This window comes from Microcoleus sp. K4-B3 (genome assembly GCF_036704615.1).
Lineage (GTDB): Bacteria > Cyanobacteriota > Cyanobacteriia > Cyanobacteriales > Microcoleaceae > Microcoleus.
Genome location: NZ_JAUBSF010000039.1, coordinates 1 through 21,744, shown reverse-complemented (window position 1 = coordinate 21,744; position 21,744 = coordinate 1). Strand labels below are relative to the sequence as shown.

General features: G+C 47.3%; 13 protein-coding genes. 7 read left to right on the top strand and 6 right to left on the bottom strand.

Annotation, left to right across the window (positions count from 1 at the left end):
* Positions 1-225: 225 nt before the first annotated feature.
* Positions 226-1,413: an anion transporter gene (locus tag QUA78_RS17450; RefSeq protein ID WP_333302047.1), complete on the top strand. Its 1,188-nt coding sequence runs from the start codon at positions 226-228 to the stop codon at positions 1,411-1,413.
* Positions 1,414-1,602: 189 nt separating this feature from the next.
* On the opposite strand, the gene QUA78_RS17445 is transcribed toward QUA78_RS17450, so the two are convergent.
* Positions 1,603-5,430, bottom strand: a complete 3,828-nt coding sequence (locus QUA78_RS17445; protein WP_333302046.1) for an alpha-mannosidase — start codon at positions 5,428-5,430, stop codon at positions 1,603-1,605.
* A 182-nt stretch (positions 5,431-5,612) separates the two neighbouring features.
* Between QUA78_RS17445 and QUA78_RS17440 the strand changes: the two genes are divergently transcribed.
* From QUA78_RS17440 to QUA78_RS17425, 4 genes are all read left to right on the top strand, one after another.
* Positions 5,613-7,598 carry a hypothetical protein gene (locus tag QUA78_RS17440; RefSeq protein ID WP_333302045.1) on the top strand — a complete coding sequence of 662 codons (1,986 nt, stop codon included), beginning with the start codon at positions 5,613-5,615 and terminating at the stop codon, positions 7,596-7,598.
* A 78-nt stretch (positions 7,599-7,676) separates the two neighbouring features.
* Positions 7,677-7,793 carry a photosystem II reaction center protein I gene (locus QUA78_RS17435; RefSeq protein WP_039887172.1) on the top strand — a complete coding sequence of 39 codons (117 nt, stop codon included), beginning with the start codon at positions 7,677-7,679 and terminating at the stop codon, positions 7,791-7,793.
* A gap of 294 nt (positions 7,794-8,087) precedes the next feature.
* Positions 8,088-10,619 (top strand): DUF3769 domain-containing protein, encoded by a 2,532-nt coding sequence (locus tag QUA78_RS17430; RefSeq protein WP_333302044.1) that lies wholly within the window; start codon positions 8,088-8,090, stop codon positions 10,617-10,619.
* Between the two features lie 145 nt (positions 10,620-10,764).
* Positions 10,765-11,436, top strand: coding sequence for a hypothetical protein (locus QUA78_RS17425; protein WP_333302042.1), 672 nt, complete (start codon positions 10,765-10,767; stop codon positions 11,434-11,436).
* Positions 11,437-11,461: 25 nt separating this feature from the next.
* On the opposite strand, the gene QUA78_RS17420 is transcribed toward QUA78_RS17425, so the two are convergent.
* Positions 11,462-11,977, bottom strand: coding sequence for a phycobiliprotein lyase (locus tag QUA78_RS17420; RefSeq protein WP_333302041.1), 516 nt, complete (start codon positions 11,975-11,977; stop codon positions 11,462-11,464).
* Between the two features lie 688 nt (positions 11,978-12,665).
* On the opposite strand from QUA78_RS17420, the gene QUA78_RS17415 reads away from it, so the two are divergent.
* A complete protein-coding gene (locus QUA78_RS17415; protein ID WP_333302059.1) occupies positions 12,666-14,912 on the top strand; it encodes a hypothetical protein in 2,247 nt (748 codons plus the stop codon).
* Positions 14,913-15,050: 138 nt separating this feature from the next.
* Here QUA78_RS17415 and QUA78_RS17410 read toward each other — a convergent pair whose 3' ends face one another.
* The 4 genes from QUA78_RS17410 to QUA78_RS17395 all read right to left on the bottom strand — a co-directional run bounded on the left by QUA78_RS17410 (position 15,051) and on the right by QUA78_RS17395 (position 19,770).
* Positions 15,051-15,746, bottom strand: a complete 696-nt coding sequence (locus QUA78_RS17410) for a Uma2 family endonuclease (RefSeq protein ID WP_333302040.1) — start codon at positions 15,744-15,746, stop codon at positions 15,051-15,053.
* Between the two features lie 126 nt (positions 15,747-15,872).
* On the bottom strand, positions 15,873-16,634 hold the full coding sequence (locus QUA78_RS17405) for a Uma2 family endonuclease (RefSeq protein ID WP_333302039.1): 762 nt from the start codon (positions 16,632-16,634) through the stop codon (positions 15,873-15,875).
* Between the two features lie 237 nt (positions 16,635-16,871).
* On the bottom strand, positions 16,872-18,281 hold the full coding sequence (locus QUA78_RS17400; RefSeq protein ID WP_333302038.1) for a heterodisulfide reductase-related iron-sulfur binding cluster: 1,410 nt from the start codon (positions 18,279-18,281) through the stop codon (positions 16,872-16,874).
* A gap of 172 nt (positions 18,282-18,453) precedes the next feature.
* Positions 18,454-19,770: an FAD-binding oxidoreductase gene (locus QUA78_RS17395; protein WP_333302037.1), complete on the bottom strand. Its 1,317-nt coding sequence runs from the start codon at positions 19,768-19,770 to the stop codon at positions 18,454-18,456.
* Positions 19,771-19,867: 97 nt separating this feature from the next.
* Here QUA78_RS17395 and QUA78_RS17390 point away from each other — a divergent pair, with 97 nt between their 5' ends.
* Complete coding sequence (locus QUA78_RS17390; protein WP_333302035.1) at positions 19,868-21,331, top strand: ATPase domain-containing protein; 1,464 nt, start codon at positions 19,868-19,870, stop codon at positions 21,329-21,331.
* Positions 21,332-21,744: the final 413 nt, after the last annotated feature.

The following is a 21,744-nucleotide window of genomic DNA, read 5'->3' as shown; positions in this document are numbered from 1 at the left end:
TGTTGTGTGAAAAAAGTTACAAGTTGTAATAAACTTACAACTTGTCCAGCGCGCTGGTTTTCACTTCCCAATGCAACCACTTTGTTTGTTTGTAGTTGGTAGACCGTCTGCCGACGATATTTCCCGCTAGTTGCAATGCCAGCAGGTTTAGCTGCAATTACCCGGTCTGTACTTTTAGCATCCCAGACAATGGAAAAAATCGGCAATCAATGGTTTTAAGTATATATGATAACACTCAAATACCTAGTATTGGGACTGACCTACTTGGGATTCGGTTTGGGATATTTGCCGGGGCTGCGGATGAACCGGGCGGCAGTTGCAATTGTCGGGTCAGCTTTTGCGGTGGCTTTGGGGATACTGGATCTCAAAACTGCTTGGGAGGCGATCGACCCAGGTACGATCGTTTTTTTGCTGGGAATGATGGTCGTTAATTCGGCTTTGGGAGCATCGGGTTTTTTTCAACTCGCTTTGGAGTTTTTAACTCGCTTTACTCGTTCTCCTTTCGGCATTATGGTGGCAGTTACTTTTGGCAGCGGCATTCTATCGGCATTTTTTCTCAACGACACTACTGCTATTTTGCTGGCCCCTTTAACACTGAGTCTGACTCGCTCTTTGTCTCTCAATCCTATCCCTTATCTTTTGGCTTTAGCCGGAGGAACTAATTTAGGTTCGGTGGCGACTGTGAGTGGGAATCCGCAAAATATTCTCGTCGGTGCTTTTTCGGGAATTAGTTATTTGGAATTTGCCCGGTCTCTCGCACCAGTAGCTTTAATTTGTTTGCTGATTCAAGTAGCTTGGCTGTGGTTGCTTTATCCAGAAGTGCGTTCTTGTAAATCTTGGCCGGAGGTTCCCCAAGTCCGCTATCGATTGTTCAAGCCTTTACTAGCAAAAAGTTTGTGGGTGACAGCAGGACTGTTAGTAGCTTTTTTAGCGGGTGCACCTTTGGCAGAATCTGCCTGGATAGCTGCCAGTATATTGTTAATTACTAGGCGCGTCAAGTCCGATCGCATTTTGCAAGGCGTTGACTGGAATTTGCTAGTGATGTTTGCGGGATTGTTTGTAGTGACTAAAGCAACTCAACAACTGGGTTTGTTGGACAATTTAACTAATTTGACTGGTACGCCGCTGAGTTTGTTGGGAGTAACAGTAATTCTTTCTAACTTAATTTCTAACGTACCGGCAGTGTTAGTTCTGCAATCGGTGATTGTCAAAACAGATACACAAGCTTGGCTGTTGTTGGCAGCGGGTTCTACTCTAGCGGGTAATTTAACTTTGTTGGGTTCTGTGGCTAATTTAATTGTAGCTGAAGTTGCAGGGAAATCAGGCGATCGGCTGACTTTTAAAGAACATTTGCGGTTCGGGCTGCCGCTGACTTTCTTTACTTTGGGAATAGCTTATTTTTGGCTGTACTAAAAGGCTATAATCATTGCACAATCATGCTCATACAATTAAATTTTAGCCTCGCGCTTTTACCTGTGCCAACTGGATTTGTTTTCCATGAACCGCAGAGGGCGCAGAGGGCGCAGAGGGGAAATGAGAAGAGAATAAATGAGAGGGAAAGAGGTAGGTTGACAAATCCTTGCAGATTTCGGTATAAAGTCTTTAGGTCTCTGTTTTGGACACAATTGTAAAAGTCGCGATTTTCCAAGGCTCTATCTTAAATCCTCGTCCTTCGGGCAACTTTTCAGACAAATTGGCAGGTCGTTCCAACAAATCTACTGGCTCTACAATCTCTAATTCCAAATCACTATTGAATTTTAACACAGCCTCCTTCCCCTCGGATTCGCAACAGCGCAAAATCCACACATTAGAATCGTCTTCCGACTGTTTGAAAGCCATCAAAACTAAATTGTCCGCCGACAAATCTAAGAACTTGCCAACTGGCGGCAGAGTCTTGTGGTCATTTTTCTCTAACTTGGGTAACACCTTTACTAGCAGCGGCAAATTCAACTCATAGCCGCGCCGAACTGTGGCCGCCTCTTGCCAATTTCCAGCATGGGGATACACTACACAAGTAAATTCGGAAACTCCTACATCTGCTTGTTCATCGGGCCAAGTCGAGCCCCGAAGCAAAGTCAGCCGAATTCGATTTGGTTGAAGGTCGCAACCGTATTTGCAATCATTGAGCAAACTCACTCCAAAACCGTCATTGCTGATATCAGTCCAGCGCAAAATCGGCACTTCCCATTTGGCTTTTTCTGCGGGTGTTTGCGGCTTGGTTGTGCGATCGATCGCACCGCCGGGAATTTCGCAAGTTGCAAAATCTGCTTCTACATTTAACCCAAAGGCTGCTTTTACTAAAACGTGAGTTTCTTGCCAATCTGCAACTGTCTTGATTTTCAGCAGAGGCGAACCTATTTCTACTATATAATCTTGGCAAAACTCCGATTTGCCAATTTGTCGGACTACCCGCAAACTCTGCCGTATTTCTCCCTGTGCTATCCAGAAAATATCTTTCAGTATCGGCCCTGGTAATTGATGTTTTTCATAATTTGGATCGATATTCCAAGCATCCCAATATTGACCGCTGTCTTGAAATGCTTGCAGTTGATTGCCGCCTGCTGCATTCAGGACTTCTCTGTTGTTTACTTTATCCCAAATGCTGGATAAATCCCCGGTTTGTCCGTCTACTGTTGCCCGAATAAATTCATTTTCTAAAACCATTTCTGCGGCTGCAAAATGCGTTTCTTGACAAGGTGTGTTTTTTTGTGCTATACCGTATGTAAGTTTTGATAACTCTGTCTTTTTTTCAGTTTCTGGACTCGCGGACGCATTATCTACAGTTTGAGCGTCTTCGCGACACAGCCAAAACACCTGGTAGCCAACGGCGAGGAGATTATTTGCCCAAAATAGCAGTGTAGATTGCGATTGCGGTCGATCGCCCCTGACAATCTGCGACACCAGTGGCTGTCCTGAAAAATCGTAAATTTGCCAAGCTGAATCAGCGGAATCGGGAAGCGGTACGGCAACAACCTCAGAGCGCGACCAATTGAGAGTATTGAAAATCAAAATCGGTTGAGCGTCGGGCCCAGGAGGGGAAGGGAGAAAAATTTGAGCCGAGATTGCATCCAAAGATTTTAGCAGGATTTCGCGACAAGTGCGATCGACCTCGGCAAAGGCTAGATTAGCATCCGCATAAACTTGGGCGATCGCAGAACCGGGCAAAATATCGTGAAACTGGTTAAACAAAATTTGTTTCCAAGCTGATTCTAACTCAGATTTGGGATAAACCGCACCAGTACAAATCGTTGCCAGCGAAGACAGCAACTCCGCTTGGTAGAGCAATTCTTCGCAGCGCCGGTTTTGGCGTTTTTGGTCGGCGCGAGTCGTGTAGCAACCCCGGTGGAATTCTAAGTACAGTTCGTCTTTCCAAACAGGGAGAGTGCGGGGAATACTTTTAAGTTGTGAGATGGGAGGATTTGCATCCGAAATTGCCGACAAATTGGACAATTCTCGCGCCCGCAAATTCCCGACGGTTTCGGCAACTAGCAAATTTTCCTGATTGTCCGATTCTGAAACATCGCTTTCGGGCTTAGTTGCGGAAATTGCCGACAAGTTTGACAATTCTTGCGCCCGCAAAAACTCCTGATTATCCGGTTTTGCAACATCGCTTTGCTGCGAACTTTCCGCAACTTCTGGCAAAAACTGAGTCTCAATCAAAGACAAATAATCAACCGCTTTCACAAATTCCAACCTCGGGAAAAAAGGCGACATTTTCCAGCGTTTCGCCACCTCCAACATATCACGAGTCGGGCCGCCGCCGTGGTCGCCAACCCCAGGCAACCAAAGAGCATCTTGCAAACCAGTCTTAACTTGCCAGTCAAAAGCATAACTTGCCATTTTCACAGATTCTATACTTTCGCCAATTGGAGGAGACATCATACTAAAAATTTTAGTACCGTCCAACCCTTCCCACCAAAACGCACCGTGGGGAAATTCCGTTGAATCGTTCCAACGCAACTTTTGCGTCACAAAATAATCAACTCCACCTTGCCGCAAAATCTGAGGTAATTGCCACCCAAAACCGAAAGTATCCGGTAGCCAAGCTACCCGCATCAATTCCCCAAATTTTTCCTTTGCGTAACGCTGTCCGTAAAAAACTTGCCTCACCATTGATTCAGCAGAAATCAAGTTTAAATCCGGTTCTACCCACATCCCGCCGACAACTTCCCAACAACCCGCCACCACCTGTTCTTTAATCGCTGCAAATAAGTCCGGCCGATGTTCTTCCATCCAAGCATAAAGCGCCGGAGTTGAATGACAGAAAATCAAATCGGGAAACTGCGATTGCAATTTCAATACCGACTCAAAAGTTCGCTTTGCCGCTTCCCAAGTTTCCTGGACAGGCCACAGCCAAGCTAAGTCTAAATGAGCGTGACCGACCAAATAAATTTTACCTGTATATATAGATGTCTGCTCGCCGCTTTCTCCTATATATATAGATATAGTGTTGCCGTTTTCTCCAACCTCCGAAACTTCCTCTTTTCTTCCTCCCTCTGTGCCCTCTGCGCCCTCTGCGGTTCCCTCCTCTAAATCCCCCGAAAAAGATGCCAGAACACCAAGTTCTCCTATATATATAGATGTAGCATTGCTATTTTCTCCCACCTCAAAAACCTCATCTTTTCTTCCTCCCTCTGCGCCCTCTGCGCCCTCTGCGGTTCCCTCATCTAAATCCCCCGAAAAAGCCCGCAGATACCCCATTAAATTGTGCCGCAAAATAGACAGCGAGCGATCGAACTTTTCGCGATCGCACACCGCCGACCAATCGATCGAACCAAGCGCCAAATCAATCTCAGATTTCAGCGTTTCCCCCTTGGCAAACCAGGGGCGATTTGCTATTGTTTCGGTAGAGAGGTATTGGGAATTTAAATTTTCTAAATTTTGAGTTAGCGAATTTTGCAAAATCTCTAATTCGGCCGCCAAAAAACCCGGATCGAAACAACAAGAGTCCGCAGCTTCGTACAAACAAATCGATCGCACTAAAGCACCGCTATCGTGACCCGGACTTACCAACCGCAAAATAACTAAAAATTCATCTCCGGGATTGGCCGACGAACTCAACAAAACTCGATCGGCAAAATCAAATAAATCTCCCTGTCCGACTAACTCGCCGTTCACAAAAATTTGAGCATCTTCTGCCCACCAAGTCAAGCCCAGCAGCAACCGCAAACCAACCACAGGATAGCCGTGCAAATTGTCAGGAATTACAAATTGCTGGCCCAGATACAAAACTTGCTTCCCAGACGGCCAAGCAATATGTCCTTTGCCGTTAAGTTCGGCAACAGGGCTGTTACAAATATTTACCGAAGAGACAGCCGAGTCAGAATCGCAGTACCTCCAGCCAGACTGAACCTCCACTTGGCTGAGGCGTCGCAACTTCTCGACAGCGGCAGAAATATTGTTGCTAGCAGGTGACACAGAAGCGCTCATATTTCGCTAAAATAGGAATTGTGTATTAATCAAAGATCGGATTGAACCGCGAAGACGCAAAGGACGCGAAGAAATAAAGGTTTCAGAGGGTTTGAAGCTGCGATTAAGATCTCGCTTTGATTTTACAGCAATATTCAGCAATTCCGGCGCGAATCAAAAATCTGAATTCAATAATAAAACTTATGTCCAACGGTTACTACGGCCCCTACCAAAGCCGACTATTAAATTTTATATCGAAACAGTCCCGCCAAGTGGCCGACAATTGCGATCGAACTTGGCGTCAAATTAAAGAAGCAACTCTCACCGCCACCCAAATTCTGCTTTATCCAGCTTATTTGCTGGTGCAAAGTTCCCGACTGTTGGGCAGACAGTTGCGGGAATCAAGTCAAAAAGTAGATTTACCGGAACTGCAAGAATTTGGCGGGGACGAAAATCCCGATGGGCAACAAAATTGGTATCAGGGGGAAACTTCCGAGGAAAGTTCGATCGCCGAAATTTTGCACCTAGCCGAAAATTTACTAAACTCGTCGCAAACCGCGAAAACTTTAGCCAGCTTCCCGCTGTTAATTAATCAGGGAAATGCTGCTAGCGATTTACCTCCGGCTATCAATTTTAGCGGACAAATCACAAAGCATCAAACAACTTCCGTCTTAGAACACCCGCTGGCTAAAACTGAATTAAAACCGCAACCGAAAGTTGAGGGAATCGCCAGTTTTATCCCAGCCCGCACTTTAGTATTGGTCGGAAGAGAAAATCAGATATTAGATATTTTGACACCCGAACAGCAGGAAATGCTCGAAGGTCGCATAACTTGGGAAGTAGCAAACTGCGAGCCCGAACGGCGGGAAATTACCCAAAAAGAATTAAAATTTAATCTCGGTGTGGAGTCGGCGGCCAAAAAAGCGCAGTTGCCGCCGGTGCGTCGTTTTTGGGAATTGATGGCATGGCTTCAGACGAGCCCGGTTGCTTTGAAAAGAAATCAGTTTGGAGAATCAATCCTCGCAGTTAAAAAATCGATCGACCGCAATTCAATCCTAGTCCAAAAAGCCCGCGCCCAGATTGAAGCAAAAACCGCACAGCAGTCAATTGCGGCATCAAATTCGCTCGACCGCAATACCTCGGAATTAGAAAATAATTTTAACAGCAAGTTCGATCGACCCGCTAGTCCTCTCTCCTTTGTTACATTACTCGATCGCGCCGCTGTCAACCTCGAAGAATTTACCCTCCCGCCATCGGCAAAAACAATCGCTCAACCCATAGAAAACCCCGAAGTCAAAATTAATACATCCGGCACTGAAACCAATTTAGATTTGTCCGCCCGCGAAATCCTCGAAAAATACGCTCGCAACATCGAACAAATGATTTGGTCGTCAGTAGATCACCTCCTGGGAAAAGAAACGGCAGCAAGTGATAATACGGAGAAAGCAGTCGCAATTCAGTATTATTTGAAACAGCGACAAGAACAAGAAAACACCGAAAAAAGCCCAGAGGTCGATCGACCCTGGCTGAACTGGCAAGACTTATTCGGAGAAGCAGCACCGCAGCATTTAATCGAGGGCAGTTCCGAACCCGAGGCAGCAGCTCAAATCCCTTTATCACAAAGTAGCCCAAAAGTCAAGCAGGAAATTGCAGAATTAGGAGAACTGCCAGAAGGTCGATCGACCGCAGTCTCAATCTCCCCTTACCCCGAAGCACTTCACCGCCTGCTAGGGCAGCTAAAACAGAGCTTGCTCACAAAAAGCCCAAAAAGTCAACCCCAAACAGCATCTGATTTATCTGATTTAGCAGTTACTCAAAAAAATAGCTCTGCACTCGCAGCAGAATCAACCCCAGGGCGTGCGCCGGAAACCCAAGTGCCAAAAAACACAAACCCGAACACCCGACAAAACAGCCAATCCCCAGCAGCAATCACCGGGCAAACCAGCAGATACACCGCCGCAACCCCCGCTGCTGGCGAACCAAAAAATCAGAGCGCAGGCGTCCAACCCGAGGGCGACTACTTAGAAACAAAAGCAGAATCAATGGGATACATTAAGCACCCGCTAGAACAAGTGCTCGAATGGCTCGATCGAGTCATGCTGCGACTAGAAAACATCGCAGAGCAACTCTGGAATTGGGCAAAAATTAACTTGCCAAAAATCCTCAAAAGCAAAGAGAAAATTGACTAATCTTTAGCTTATGATAAAAAAGTTGCCGCAACAGCAGCAAATCAGCTCAGTATTATGCCATCTTTGGAGACTCCCACAGTGCTAACCCTCAAAATCGTAGTTAATGTAGTTGTTTTATTTTTTGTTTCCCTGTTCATCTTTGGATTTTTGTCCAATGACCCAGCCCGGAACCCCAACCGCAGAGACATGGAATAAACAAGTTATCTCGGCCACTTGCTGGGGGGCACGCCACCGCAGCCCCCCAGCAAGCCCGCCAACCCGCAAAAATTAGTCGAAAAAAACTTGACCTCGCACCAGCAGCGAGGTTATCTTGTGGCGGAAGCAAGTTCTGAAAGCAGCCATATTCCGGCGCGCCAAAGCCACTGCAAATTTTAGATGTCAGATTAATGTCTAAACAGTTGCCTTTTAGACGCAAAAATTTTCAATAATTTGCACCCTATAAAATCTCTAATCTAAAATCTAAAATCGGATGACTTACCTGTTGTAACTATGCCCTATCCGGTACCGCCGCCAGAACCCTCTGCCATCATCTACATCGCAAAGCCAAAAAAAGTCGCCCTCACTGTGGCGGCCGGCGATGGAGACACCCGCAGCAACCCCGCAGAAATACCGGAACCAAGCCCAGATATCGTTCAGCCAGAACCCACACCGGCCCCAGCAGAACCCGCAGCCACACTCCTCGGCACCACCCCAGCCACCGACCGGCCTCCAGAAATGGCCGACCCCCTAGCCGCAGTGGAAAGCGGCGAGGCAGTGGTGGGATTTCAGCGTCGGCCTCCTGTGGGAGAACCCAAAACAGGGACTGTTCAGCAAGATTCCTCGTTTACAGCTTACCAGTTGGGTTCGGTAGAAAATGCCATTGCCATTCGCAATCGGAAACGAACCGCAGAGGCGCAGAGAAAACAGGAGAGAAATCTTGCCCGAAAGCAGGAAAGTTGGTATCAGGCCCAAGGCCGGCAGTTAGAAGATAACTCTCCCGAACCTGCGGAGATTCCCGTTCCAGAACCCGCGCTAGAACCAGCACCCAGCGGGCAACAGCAGTTCGACATTCCCACGCCAGGAACTGCCCCCGCACCCAGAACTCCCGCTGCGCCGACACCGAAGCCTAAACCAGCGGCGCCGCCGGGAGTCCGCACTGCACCTTCTCAGCGGACGGTTCCTTTTCCGGTCACTCCAGCCGATACTATCGAAGTTAAGGCCGACCGCCAAGAATTCGACGACAAGCAGCAAATTGTCACGGCGGTTGGTAATGTTGTTGTGCGGTTCCGGCAAACGGTGATTGATGCCGATCGGGCGATCGTCAACTTAGTCACCCGCCAAGTGGTAGCATCCGGCAATGTCGCCTATACCCGCGGCCAACAAGTAGTGCGCGGCCAGCAGATGGAGTTCAATCTCGGCCTCAACAGCGGCGCAGTCGAACAAGCCAGGGGCGAAATATTCCTGCCCGCTGCAGGTAGCGAATTGACCCCCACACTGCCGACAGATATTAGTGCCGGGACGATTCTGGAACAGCCGCTGAGCGATCGAATTACCAGCCAGCAGCCCCTGCGCGGAGTCAAATCCCCCGGCGCTGCTACAGTGACTATCGGCGGCGGTGGACAGCTAGCAGCCCCCCAAGTTACTGGTGCGGTCAACCGCGTCCGCTTTGAAGCAGAACGCATCGAACTGCTACCAGACGGCGCGAGGGTAGCAACCAACATTCGGATTACTAACGACCCGTTTTCCCCGCCGGAATTTGAATACAGGGCCCGCAGGGCGACGATTAGAAGGATTTCGCCCACGGCAGAGGAATTGGTTACAACTAAACCCCGCTTGGTGTTCGACAACCGCGTGAAAATACCTGTGTATCCCCGCAGGCAAGTGTTTGACAGCCGGCAGCAAAACGGCCCGTGTTTGACCTTTGGCTACGACGGAGGCGACCGCGGCGGTTTGTATGCCGAGTGCGGTTTTGAGGTGTTGCAAAACGGGCCGGTGCGGCTAACCCTGACACCCCAAATTTACCTGCAGCGGGTCGTGGCCGAGCACGGCGGTAATCCGTTTTCTCCCGATAGTTACGGGCTGAAAGCGAGGTTACGCGCTAGTCTCGGCCCGCGCACCAGGCTCGACGGATCGGCAATATTTCTGAGTTTTGAAAATTTCCCGAACTTGCCGGAAGACAGCTTTCGGGGCAATTTGCGTCTCCGACAGTCGATCGGCACTCACTCTCTGGCAGCAGAATACAGTTATCGCGATCGACTGTTTAACGGTTCTCTGGGCTATCAAACCGTGCAGAGTAGTCTCGGGGCAGTCCTCACTTCCCCAGTCATCCAACTCGGAGGCACGGGCATCAATCTCAGCTACCAAGCTGGGTATCAATTTATCAATGCTGACACCGATCGAGCAGACTTGCTCGAACCAGTGCGGGAAAACAACCGCGTCGATCTGGGCCGTTCCCAAGTCAGCTTCGCCTTGAGCCGCGGCTTCAACCTGTGGGAGGGCGAACCGCTGCCCCGCACTCCCACCCAGGGTTTGAGGTATACGCGGACGCCGGTGGTTCCTTTCTTGCAACTGGCCTTGGGAGTCCGGGGAGTTGGGACTTATTACAGCAGCGGCGATCGACAAAATTCCCTCGCCGGCAGCGTCGGCCTTCAAGGGCAGTTCGGTCATTTCTCCCGCCCTTTCCTCGATTACACTGGGTTTAACGTGACTTATACCCAGGTGGGGCGGGACGGTATCTCGCCGTTTTTATTCGATCGCTTAGTAGATTTGAGAGTCCTGTCTTTTGGACTTGTCCAGCAAGTTTACGGAGGGTTTCGAGTCGGATTTCAAAGTGCTATTAATTTAGAAAGCGGGGAAGCAATCAGTACGAATTACACTGTAGAATACAGCCGCCGCAGCTACGCAATTATTTTGCGTTTTAATCCTGAGCGTCAAGTCGGCAGCCTGACTTTTAGAATTAGCGACTTCAACTGGAATGGGACTCCCCAACCTTTTTCCGGGGACGCGCGAACTGTAGAAGGAGGCGTGCGTTTATCCGATTAATTCAATTTGGTTATTAGTTATTGATTATTAGTTATTGATTATTAGTTATTGGTTATTGCAACCAACAATTAACAATTAGCAATTAACAACGAACCAATAACAACGAACCAATAACAACGAACCAATAACAGCGAACCAATAACAAATGACAGAAGTGACAGCAATATCTGCACAAGCAGCGGCTCTGCTGGTTCACTACGGTTTTGACCTAGGTGGCAAAAAAGCCGAGAAATTGGCGGGTGAATGGCTGACCAAGTATCCCGGCTATTGGCTGCGTTTAGCAGTGGTTGAAGCGCTTTATCAAGGGCGCTACAAAGCTGTTTCAGTGGGACAGCTATTGAGTATGTGGCATCGGATAGGTCAACCTCTCTATCATTTCAATCGCGAGTTTGAACGCTTGGTCTGCAATAATTTTCCTCAAAATTTAACCGGGGAAAGTGCTGCTCAACTGCCGCAGGAAGATATACTTTTATCGAACCCGGAATCGGAATTTAGTGCCGCAGAGTTAGATGTTCGTGGGCCGTCAGAGGCGCAACTTGATGTGGCGCTTCATGCAGAAGTCCCGAACACAGATCCCGAGGAAACAGGAAAATTGCCTGCAGCCGACGATCGCACAAAAGAAAATACAGAATTTGTAGTATATGAAGATGTGGCTGTTACCGCCCTCGCCGATCGAGCCGAAGCCGAGCGCAAATTAGCGGACAAACCTGCGGCAAAATCCTTCCCAGTTGTCAAACACACTGATTTTCACACTAAGTTAAAAGCCATTGCCCGAGAAGGACGCAGAAAGAAGGGAGAAAGCAGAAATAAGGTGTAAACTTTGGCAACTAGATAGTTATTTGTCACTTTTCACTTTTCGGACTTGCTCCCATCCGAATTTCCGAACAAAAAGAGGCTTGTTCGGTACCGTTAGCTTGCTTAACAACGCTAGTCCGCAGCCGCAAATTGGGCATGAGATACCACAGCCTTTCTTCGGCATGGAGAGTGTCTGATTCTGTAATCAATGTCAGCACGTCGTCGCCCATCACGTAGCGGCTGTTACCCTTGTCTTGCAACACTTTGCCTTCGCTGGGATTGTCGGGATTTGGTACGATCGCTAGTATGGTAGAACCGATTTGTTTAGCTTTGTCGCGATCGGGAATACCGTCCCAAGTAATCCGAACGCTGGTTAGCCCAGTAGAGGCCGGGTTAATGGAGTGTGCTTGGCAAAGTTTGACGACTGCTGCATCGCTAGCTGTCAGTATTTCTATTTTGAGGTCGGATTTACCTGCCTGCAATTTCCCAGAATTGAGATTGTGTACGGTGCGCTGGGAAAACCATTTGCCTGCACTTAACTCGAAAAACTCGATAACATCCATGAAATTTGTCTCTAAAGTCAATACTGCTTTATTTGCGATCGTGACTTGCGCGCTATGGAGTCAGAAACCCGGTTTCTTCCTACGTACCTAGCGGTCAAACCCATGATTTTGTCTAGAAACCCGGTTTAACAGTGCAAGTTCTATTCTATATTTTAGAGGAAGGGGGCGCGCCTGCAAAGCTTTCTGAGAGCTTTAGGTGAAGCAGATTGCAGATGTGGTTGAGGTACGAATCCCAACCAGGGCGACATCTGCCTCGCTGATGCGGCCCCATTGACAGAAAATTAGAGCATCCTGAATCGTGTTTCGTTAAAAAAAGTCTTCCACATCAAATAGGATTGCGATACCTGAAAATTTTTAGCTTGAGTTTGTTTATCGATCGACAATCATTACCCAAAGACCAGCTATGTTAAGAAAGACAACGATATATGTCAGCTTTTGTCGATCGATCGGTTAATTGGGCGTTGCTGAGTTGAATTATATTGGCAGCGATTGATTATAATCGCACTCCTTGAAAATTCTCAAAGCAGACTCAGACTAAAAAACGAGCAATTCATCGAACCATAACCAAACCAAGGACAGCAGGCCCTAGCACATAGCATTCAAATATGTCATGCTAAGTCAAGAGAAAAGATTCTCGATCGGGTTTCCAGCAGGGTGCAGCTAGCGATCGCATACATTTAAAAAAGACATCCACAAATTCATGAGCGAGTTTACACAAGGGCTGGATAAAATGCAGCCTGCAGAACAGAGACACTATTTAGGAATCTTGCCAAGTCAGCTAGCAGCGACTTCAGACTCCGAGAAATTATACAGCTTACTAACAGATTACAATTTTATTGAAGCCAAGCTGTCAGCATCCGGAGTACAGGCGCTAATAGAAGATTACGATTTAGCAACAAGTCCCGATATAATTACCTCAGATCAAAAAGGCGACCAACTCCAATTAATCCAAGAAGCAATTAGGCTGTCGGCCCACATTCTAGCCAAAGACCAAACCCAACTAGCCACGCAACTAATTGCCCGCTTGATGTGCTTTGAAAGTCCAGAAATCCAAGCACTGCTAGCACAAGCAAAACACCAAAAAAGCCCCTGGCTGCGACCGCTAACGCCCAGCTTTACTCCTCCCGGCGGGAGATTGCTGCGCACCCTCACCGGACATACAGATTGGGTACAAGCTGTAGCAATCACCCCCGACGGCAAGCGGGCAATTTCTGCGTCCTCCGACCACACTCTCAAAGTCTGGCACTTAGAAACAGGCGAAGAACTTTCAACCCTCGAAGGTCATCTTACCTACGTCAATGCTGTAGCTGTCACGCCCGACGGCACTAAAGTAATTTCCGGTTCTTGGGACAATACTATTAAAATTTGGGATTTAGAAACTGGACAAGAAATATTTACCTTTGCAGGCGATACTTTTGCGGTAGAAGCAGTAGCAGTAACTCCCGACGGCAAGCAAGTAATTTCTGGTTCTTGGGACGGCAGCATAAAAGTTTGGGATTTGACAACCAGGGAAGTAATTTTTAACTTCAAAGGTCACAGCAGTTTTGTCCAGTCCGTAGCAGTAACTCCTGATAGCAAACGGTTGATTTCTGGGTCTGGAGACAACAGCATAAAAGTCTGGAACCTAGAAACGGGAAAAGAACTTTTTACTCTCACCGGTCATGCAGATTGGGTAAAAAGTGTAGCAGTTACTCCCGACGGCGAACAAATAATTTCCGGCAGTTATGACGGAACTGTTCAAGTCTGGAGTTTTTCAGAAAGAAAGCAACTTTTCACTTTAGGAAAACACGCCAGTTTCGTTCAAGCTGTGGCAGTCACTCCCGACGGCAAACGAGTAATTTCAGCTTCCGGCGACAAAACGCTCAAAGTTTGGAATCTGGAAACAAAAGAAGAACTTTTCACTTTTACCAATCACATCTCACCAGTAAATGCTGTGGCTGTTACCCCCGACGGCCAGCGGATAGTTTCTGGTTCCTCTGACAAAACTCTCAAAGTTTGGCACTTAGAAATAGGAAAACAAAATTTATCATTTGCAGGTCACGATGACTGGGTAAATGCTGTAGCAGTGACGGCGGACGGTACTAAAGCGATTTCAGGTTCAGGAGACAACAGCATTAAAGTCTGGAACCTCAATGACGGACAGGAAATTTTTACTATTCCCGGTCATAAAGATTGGGTAAAAGCGATCGCAATAACAGCGGATAGCAAGCGAGTAGTTTCGGGTTCCGGCGACAAAACTGTGAAAGTTTGGAATCTAGAAACCGGAAAGGAAATCTTTACTTTCACGGGTCATACGGACTGGGTAAATTCTGTGGCAGTGACGGCAGACGGAACGATGGCAATTTCGGGTTCTGGAGACACAACTATTAAAGTTTGGAGTTTAGACACAGGAGAGGAACTTTTTACTTTATCAGGTCATGAGGACGGGATAAAAGCTGTGGCAGTTACTCCCGACAGCAAGCGGATTATTTCGGCTTCCGGCGACAAAACTCTGAAAGTTTGGAGTTTGGGGAAAGAAAAGAATATTTTGGCAAATGTCTGGAATTTAGCCGTCAAACATCTACTTTTCACCCTCAAAGGTCATGAGAGTTTTGTGAATGCTGTGGCAGTTACAACCGATGGCAAATGGGCGATTTCGGGCGGGCGAGAAAACAATCTTAAAGTTTGGGATTTGTCAAGTAGAAAAGAAGTTTTTACTTTGGTAGGTCATGACGATTCGATAACATCTGTAGCGACTGTGGGAAATAGGGTGATTTCAGTTTCGGATGACAATACTCTCAAAGTTTGGGATTTGTTGAGTCGAAAAGTAGTTGCTAGTTTCAGGGGAGATAGTGCTTTGAAAGCTTGTGCTATTGCACCGGATGGGGCGACAATTGTGGCGGCGGAAGCTTCAGGACAGGTGCATTTTTTGAGGTTAGAAGAGGGGGAAAAATAACCTACGTGTCGGGACACGGCAATGCCGTGTCCTTACAAATATAATGTGAAATTAACCGGGTTTGATATTAATTATGAGGGTGCGCAGTCCGCACCTTACGGCTTAATGTAGCCCGATCGCTCTTTTCCCCAGTCTAGTTTACAGTTGTTCCGGGTCAATTCCCATCGATCGCAGTCTTTCTGCCAGGACAGCAGCCCGCTGTTCGGCTTGTTCTGCCCGCAGCCGTTCTTGTTCTGCCCGCTGTTCGGCTTGTTCCAAGCTGCGAGAAACCTCCTCATAACTTGTAAACGGTTCGCCGTCAGGGCGATAAATTTGTAACTCTTCACCCGACAAATCAAAGCGAATTCCGAGTCGGGGACTGACCCAATTTTCGATCGCATCAATTACGTCCAAACGCCCCTCTGAACGCATCCAACCGCTGAAATCGTTGCGTTCCGGGTCGTACAGGTAATATTCCTCTACCCCGTGGCGATCGTAAAATACCTGTTTTTTATTCATTTCTGTTAGCCTGTTACCGGGAGAAAGAATTTCAAACACTACTTGTGGCGCGATATTTTCTTCTTCCCACTGTTTGTAAGAACCCCTATCTCCTTTCGGTCTGCCGAAGACTACCATCACATCCGGGCCGACGCGAATCTTGTTATCTCCTTCGACGGGATACCACAGCAAATCGCCCGCGACAAATACATTCGGGTCATCCGCAAATAGCCACGCTAAATTTTGTTGGATGATGAGTATCCAGCGAAATTGTTTCGTATTTTCTGACATTGGTTGGCCGTCGCTTTCGGGGTAAATTACATCAGGTTTTTGAGGAGACTTGAGTTGAGTTACCATAACTGTTGTCCGGCGTGAATAACTGTTGAATTTAATTTTAGCTTGTGGGAAGGGTGAGAAGTGCGATTCTCTGCGGGATAGCTACGCCGCGCGTACTTTTTCATCCAACCGAAAACACCCCAATTTCTAAGTTAAGTCGTCTGGGTTAATTCCCATTTCTCGCAACCGTTCCACCAAAATCTGCCCTCGGCGCCGTTCCTCTGCTAAAGCAGTTTCTGCAAGTTCTGCCCGCTGGCGTTCTTCTTCTAAACTGGTTTCTGCAAGTTCTGCCCGCTGGCGTTCTTGTGCTGTTTGCTGGCGTTCTTCCTCTAACAGTTGACAAATCTCAACGTAGGAGAAAAACCTCGTTCCATCCGGTCGATAAATTTGCAATTGAGAACCCGATAAATCAAAGCGAATTCCCAATCGAGGACTCGCCCAATTTTCCATTAATGCGATCGCATCCAACCCGTCTTCTGCCCGCAGCCACCCTCTGAGTTGGTTATTGCTAGGATTGTAAATGTAATATTCTTCAACTCCGTGGCGATCGTAAAATAGCAATTTCTTCTCCATTTCATCCTGCGTGTTGCCAGGAGATAGAATTTCAAACACAACTTGCGGTGCAATTCCTGACTCATTCCACTGCTGGTAAGAACCGCGTCTCCCTTTCGGCCTGCCGAAGGCAACCATCACGTCGGGCGCGTTAACAATATTCGGTCTTCCCTCGATTGGATACCAAAACAAATCACCCGCTACGAATACATTCTCGTCATTAGCATACATCCATTCTAAATTTTGTTCGATCACGAGAATCCAGCGAAATTGGTCAGTATTATTTGCCATTGGTAAGCCGTCGCTGTCGGGGTAAATAACTTCTTGCTGAGTAGGGGATGGGATTTGAGTTACCATAACAGTTGTCCGGGGTGAAAGACTGTTGAATTTAATTTTAGCAGTTTGTGAAGTAGTCAGAAGTGCGATTAAGAGCGGGATAGCTACGCTTCACGACTTCTCAATACAAACGCCTATTCCTCTTTCTCTTTTGTCTCTCTCTTCTCGAACTCTGCGCCCTCTGCGCCCTCTGCGGTTCATTAACAAAAAATCTCATTCAGCAGCGAAAATAGGGCAGACACCGCCCGCCCTACAAAACTATTTCCTCAGCAACTTCACCCCGCGAATCGAATAATCCAAAAGTTCGATCGGGTGCATCAAAGTAACTTCCTTTCCCTGCAACTCCAAATGCTTCTTAATTTGCAAAGAACAACCCGGATTAGAAGAAGCAATCAACTCCGCCCCAGTATTCAGCAAATTCTCCACCTTTTGCACTCCCAATTCATCAGCAACCTCCGGCTGAAGCATATTGTAAACCCCCGCACTGCCGCAGCACAAAGCCGCATCCACAGGCTCTTTTAACTTCACCCCCGGAATTTGTTGCAGCAACTGACGCGGCTGCAAACTAATCTTTTGCCCGTGCAACAAATGACAAGCATCCTGATATACAATTGTCAAATTTCCCTCAATCAAAGGATTGAGTTTTGCCGTAATTCCCGCACTTGCCAAAAACTCTTGCACGTCCTTCACCTTAGCAGCAAATTTCTCAGCTTTCTCCCTATATTGCGGGTCATCTGCTAAAATGTGACCGTATTCTTTCAAAGTGTGGCCGCACCCAGCAGCGTTGATAATCACAAAATCAACGCCAGTATTTTCAAAGCTATCAATCATTTGTCTCGCCAAAGCTTTCGCCTGTTCCGCTTGGCCTTGGTGTTCCGGCAAAGCAGCACAGCATCCCTGACTTTTCGGAATTACAACCTCGCAACCGTTAGCCGTCAAAACTCGCACCGTAGCCTCATTAACTGGCGAAAATAACAGCCGCTGCACGCAGCCTAAAATCACGCCGACTCGATAGCGTTTTTCCCCTTGTGCCGGAATTACCTCTGGCAAATTATCCCGGAAAGAATCAACAGTAACTTTCGGCAAAATTGATTCCATCGCGGCCAAGCGGGGAAATACTTTTTTCAGCAAACCTGTTTTGCGGACAAGTTTTGGCAGCCCTAATTTTTGATAAATAAACAGCGGTACAAGTAAAGGCCGCAATCTGTGAGGATAAGGGAAGAGATTAAAAATCAGAGTGCGAATTACATTATCGGAAAAAGTGCGTTCCTGATTTCTGGCAACTTGGTGGCGAGTTGCGGAAATTAACTTGTCGTATTGAACTCCAGACGGACAAGCTGTTACGCAAGCTAAACAGCCCAAACAAGTATCGAAATGCTGCGAGGTTGCTTCATTTAATGGTGCGTCGCCTTCGTTGATTGCATCCATTAAATAAATGCGACCTCTGGGGGAATCCATTTCTTTGCCGAGTACCCGATAACTCGGACAAGTTGACAAACAAAAGCCACAGTGCACGCAAGTATCGATTAATTTCGGGTCGGGCGGATTATTGGGGTCGAAGCCCGGGATTTCGAGGGTTTGTAAGTGGGGATTTTGTGCTAGAAAATTGCTTTCTTTGGCGGGTTTTAAATCGTCGCTGGGAAGGGGAGATTTTTCTGAAGTTTGCATATATATTACCTAATTGTTTTGGTTCGTAACAAGGACTTTAGTCAGTTTAATGTAATTTACGCAGAACCTTTATATGTTGGTTGGTAGCGCGAAACTTACCGCTATAAGTAGCGTGTCAAACTACTTTTTACAGAAGTCCTGAACGAATCAAGTCCTGACTACAAACTTTAAACTAAATACCACTTATAAAACGATGGGGACTCAAAAGATTTTCCGGGTCAAACTGCTGTTTAATCCGGCGCATTAAATCGATCGCACTTCCAGTATAGCCCCAAACATCTAACCGTTGCTTGATGTCGGCCGGCGCTGCTAAAACAGTCAGAAAACCGCCTTTCGCTTCGCACCCTCTGCGTACCTGCAACAGCGTTTCAGCCGTCGCATTCTCAAACCGCAAAACCCCCAAACCGCTGCCTGCATGAATCCAAGCGTCCTGTACCGGCAATTCGTTAATGGCCGTTACAACTTCCGACGGTCTGATTCCTATTTTGCAAATAATTGCCGACTTTGTGCCAGAATCCCAGATTGTTTCTGGCAATCTTTGCCATAACTGATGCTCATCATTTTCGCAGCAGCTACTGCCTTGCAAACCCAACTTTTCGCCAACTTCCAGCAAGCGGGCTGATTGTTGTTTAACGCTTTCTGCGATACTTTGAAATCTGACGATTAATCCCGTGCCCTTTCCTAAGCCTAATTTTGCGACTAATTCAGGTGACAGCAAATCGATCGCACTTGGTGTCAAAGCAGAGGATAATAAGATTTGAGCAGTTTGGGACAAAGCATTAGTTTGCCCTGTCAGCACTACAGTTCCCGAGGATTCAGGCAGGGGATAAACTCGGAAAGTTACTTGACTGATGATGCCCAATGTGCCGTAAGCACCAGTAAACAGTTTCATCAAGTCGTAACCGGCGACATTTTTAACAACTCGACCTCCGGCTACGGCAATTTTACCGTCCGATCGCACAAAGGTTATTCCCAACAACAAATCGCGAACCCCGCGATAGCGATGCCGCAAGGAACCGGCATCAGCAGTAGCGATAATTCCGCCCAAAGTTGCCTGTTGCGGATACGCCGGATCGATCGGCAAAAATTGACCTGCTGCGGCTAAAATTTGCTGCAAATCGGCAAACTTCATTCCCGCTTCCGCAGTCACGGTTAAATCGCCCACAGCGTGTTCTACAAGCCGATTGAGGCGCGAAGTGCTGACGGCAATATTAACTGCCTTAACTAAACCGCCCCAATCAAGTTTGCTGCCACTGCCACAAGGCAAGACTGCACAGCGATTTTGCCCAGCCCAAGCAATGACAGCCGCCAGTTCTTCCTGAGTATTGGGGTAAACGGTACAATCTATTTTCGTGCCCGGGGCAACTGCTTTTTCTACCCGTTCTTGCCAAAATACCTCTGTGTACTGCTGCTGAATGATCCCAGCAGTCCCGACAATACTTTCTAATTCTTGTGTGCTAACGTAATTTTCGGTAGAAAAAGATTTCATCAAGGTTATCAGACGCCCGGTAAAAAAAATCATCAAAACACTGCATAAAACCATTAAATATTAATACGGGCCCGATATTCAAAAGATGAAAAAACAAATGTCTCAAAAGCGAATTTCTCTGGGAATTACCGGTCTCAACGAAGTGATTGGCGGCGGCCTAATTCCTCAACGCTCTTATCTGGTGCGCGGCGGCCCGGGTACTGGCAAGACTACACTGGGCTTTCACTTTTTGGCTGCAGGTGTGGCTCTGGGAGAAACGCCCCTGTTTATTACTTTAGGGGAACCGGAAGCACAATTGCGCGCCAATGCCGCAACTCTCGGTTTTGATATGGAAGCGATGGCGTTCCTCGATTTGAGCCCATCCTCAGAATTTTTTACAGAAGTTCAGACTTATGACATTTTCTCGCCCTCGGAGGTGGAGCGAGAACCGACTACACAAAAGATTATCGAGCGAGTCGAAGCTGTCAAGCCACAACGGGTGTTTTTGGATGCGATCACTCAATTTCGCTACTTAGCTGCGGATGAGTTTCAGTTTCGCAAGCAAGTTCTGTCTTTTCTGCGGTTTTTGGTGGAAGGGGGGGCGACGGTGGTGTTCACCTCCGAAGGCACATCAAGTGCTCCCGACGACGATTTGCAATTCATCAGCGACGGAGTAATTTATTTAGAACTGCGCCCTGAAGGACGCACCCTGTCTGTCACCAAGCTGCGAGGCTCCAACTTCCGCAGCGGCCACCATTCGCTGCGCCTGACTCAGGCTGGTATGGAGGTATTTCCGCGACTGCTTCCGGACGACTTTCAACAGGATTTTGTTGCTGAAGCGATTTCTGCTGGGGTTCCAGAAATCGACGAACTACTGCACGGGGGACTGGAACGGGGGACTGTCACGGTGATTAGCGGGCCTAGCGGCGTGGGTAAAACGACGGTGGGGATTCAGTTTATGAAAGAAGCCGCAGGAAGGGGGGAGCGATCGGTAGTTTACATTTTTGAGGAGTCAAGTTCTACTCTGCTGCAGCGCTGCGAATCAGTTAACATCCCGGTTGGGGCGATGATCGGGCAAGGAAGTCTTTCGGTGATACCTGTGGAACCTTTGCTGTACTCGCCGGATCAGTTTGCCTGTATGGTACGGCAGGAGGTGGAGCAAGAAAAGACGCAGATTGTGATGATTGACAGTATTTCTGGCTATCAGCTTTCGATGCAGGGGCAAGATTTGGTGAACAATTTGCACGCTTTGTGCAAGTATCTCAAGAATATGGGAGTCACCGTTATCTTGATTAATGAGGTAGAAGTCCTTAGCGGAGATTTTCGGCTGACCGAGATCGGGATTAGCTATTTGGCGGATAATCTTCTGTTTATACGTTATCTGGAACGCCAACTGCATAATAGGACAGAAATCCGCAAGGCGATCGGAGTAATTAAAAAACGAGTCAGCAATTTCGAGAGAACTTTGCGAGAACTCGAGATTACTCGCTACGGCATCAAAGTCAGCAAACCGATACGGGGGCTGCGCGGCATTTTGAGTTCGGCGCCGGTGTGGATTGAGGATGAACCGGATGAAGATTGAATCGGGGCTTGTCGTGCTGTTTTTGGGCAATTGGAGCTAATTTTGCAGTCGTGAATCAAATTAGTAGGGTGCGCACCGCGCACCTCACCACTAGCCTCAGTCCTGGAAAACTTAAATATATTGGTAAATTTGTGTATTTTTCGACTTTTATCGTAGTTTTCAATCCTCTGAAATACAGTAGGAGCTTAGGGACGCGGCCGTGTCCTGTACCCGAGCATCTGTACTTCACTCAACTGAAAACCAATGTAATAGCTCGCCGAAAAGTAAGCTAATACCAGATTAAAAAAAACTCCAACTTTATGCACGATCCAAACCCATATATAATCAGTCATTCCCCATTGGTAACAAGTTAGAAGGGAGTAGATTTTGTCAATACCTCTTGGGATAGAAATATTATGGAATAATAATGATAA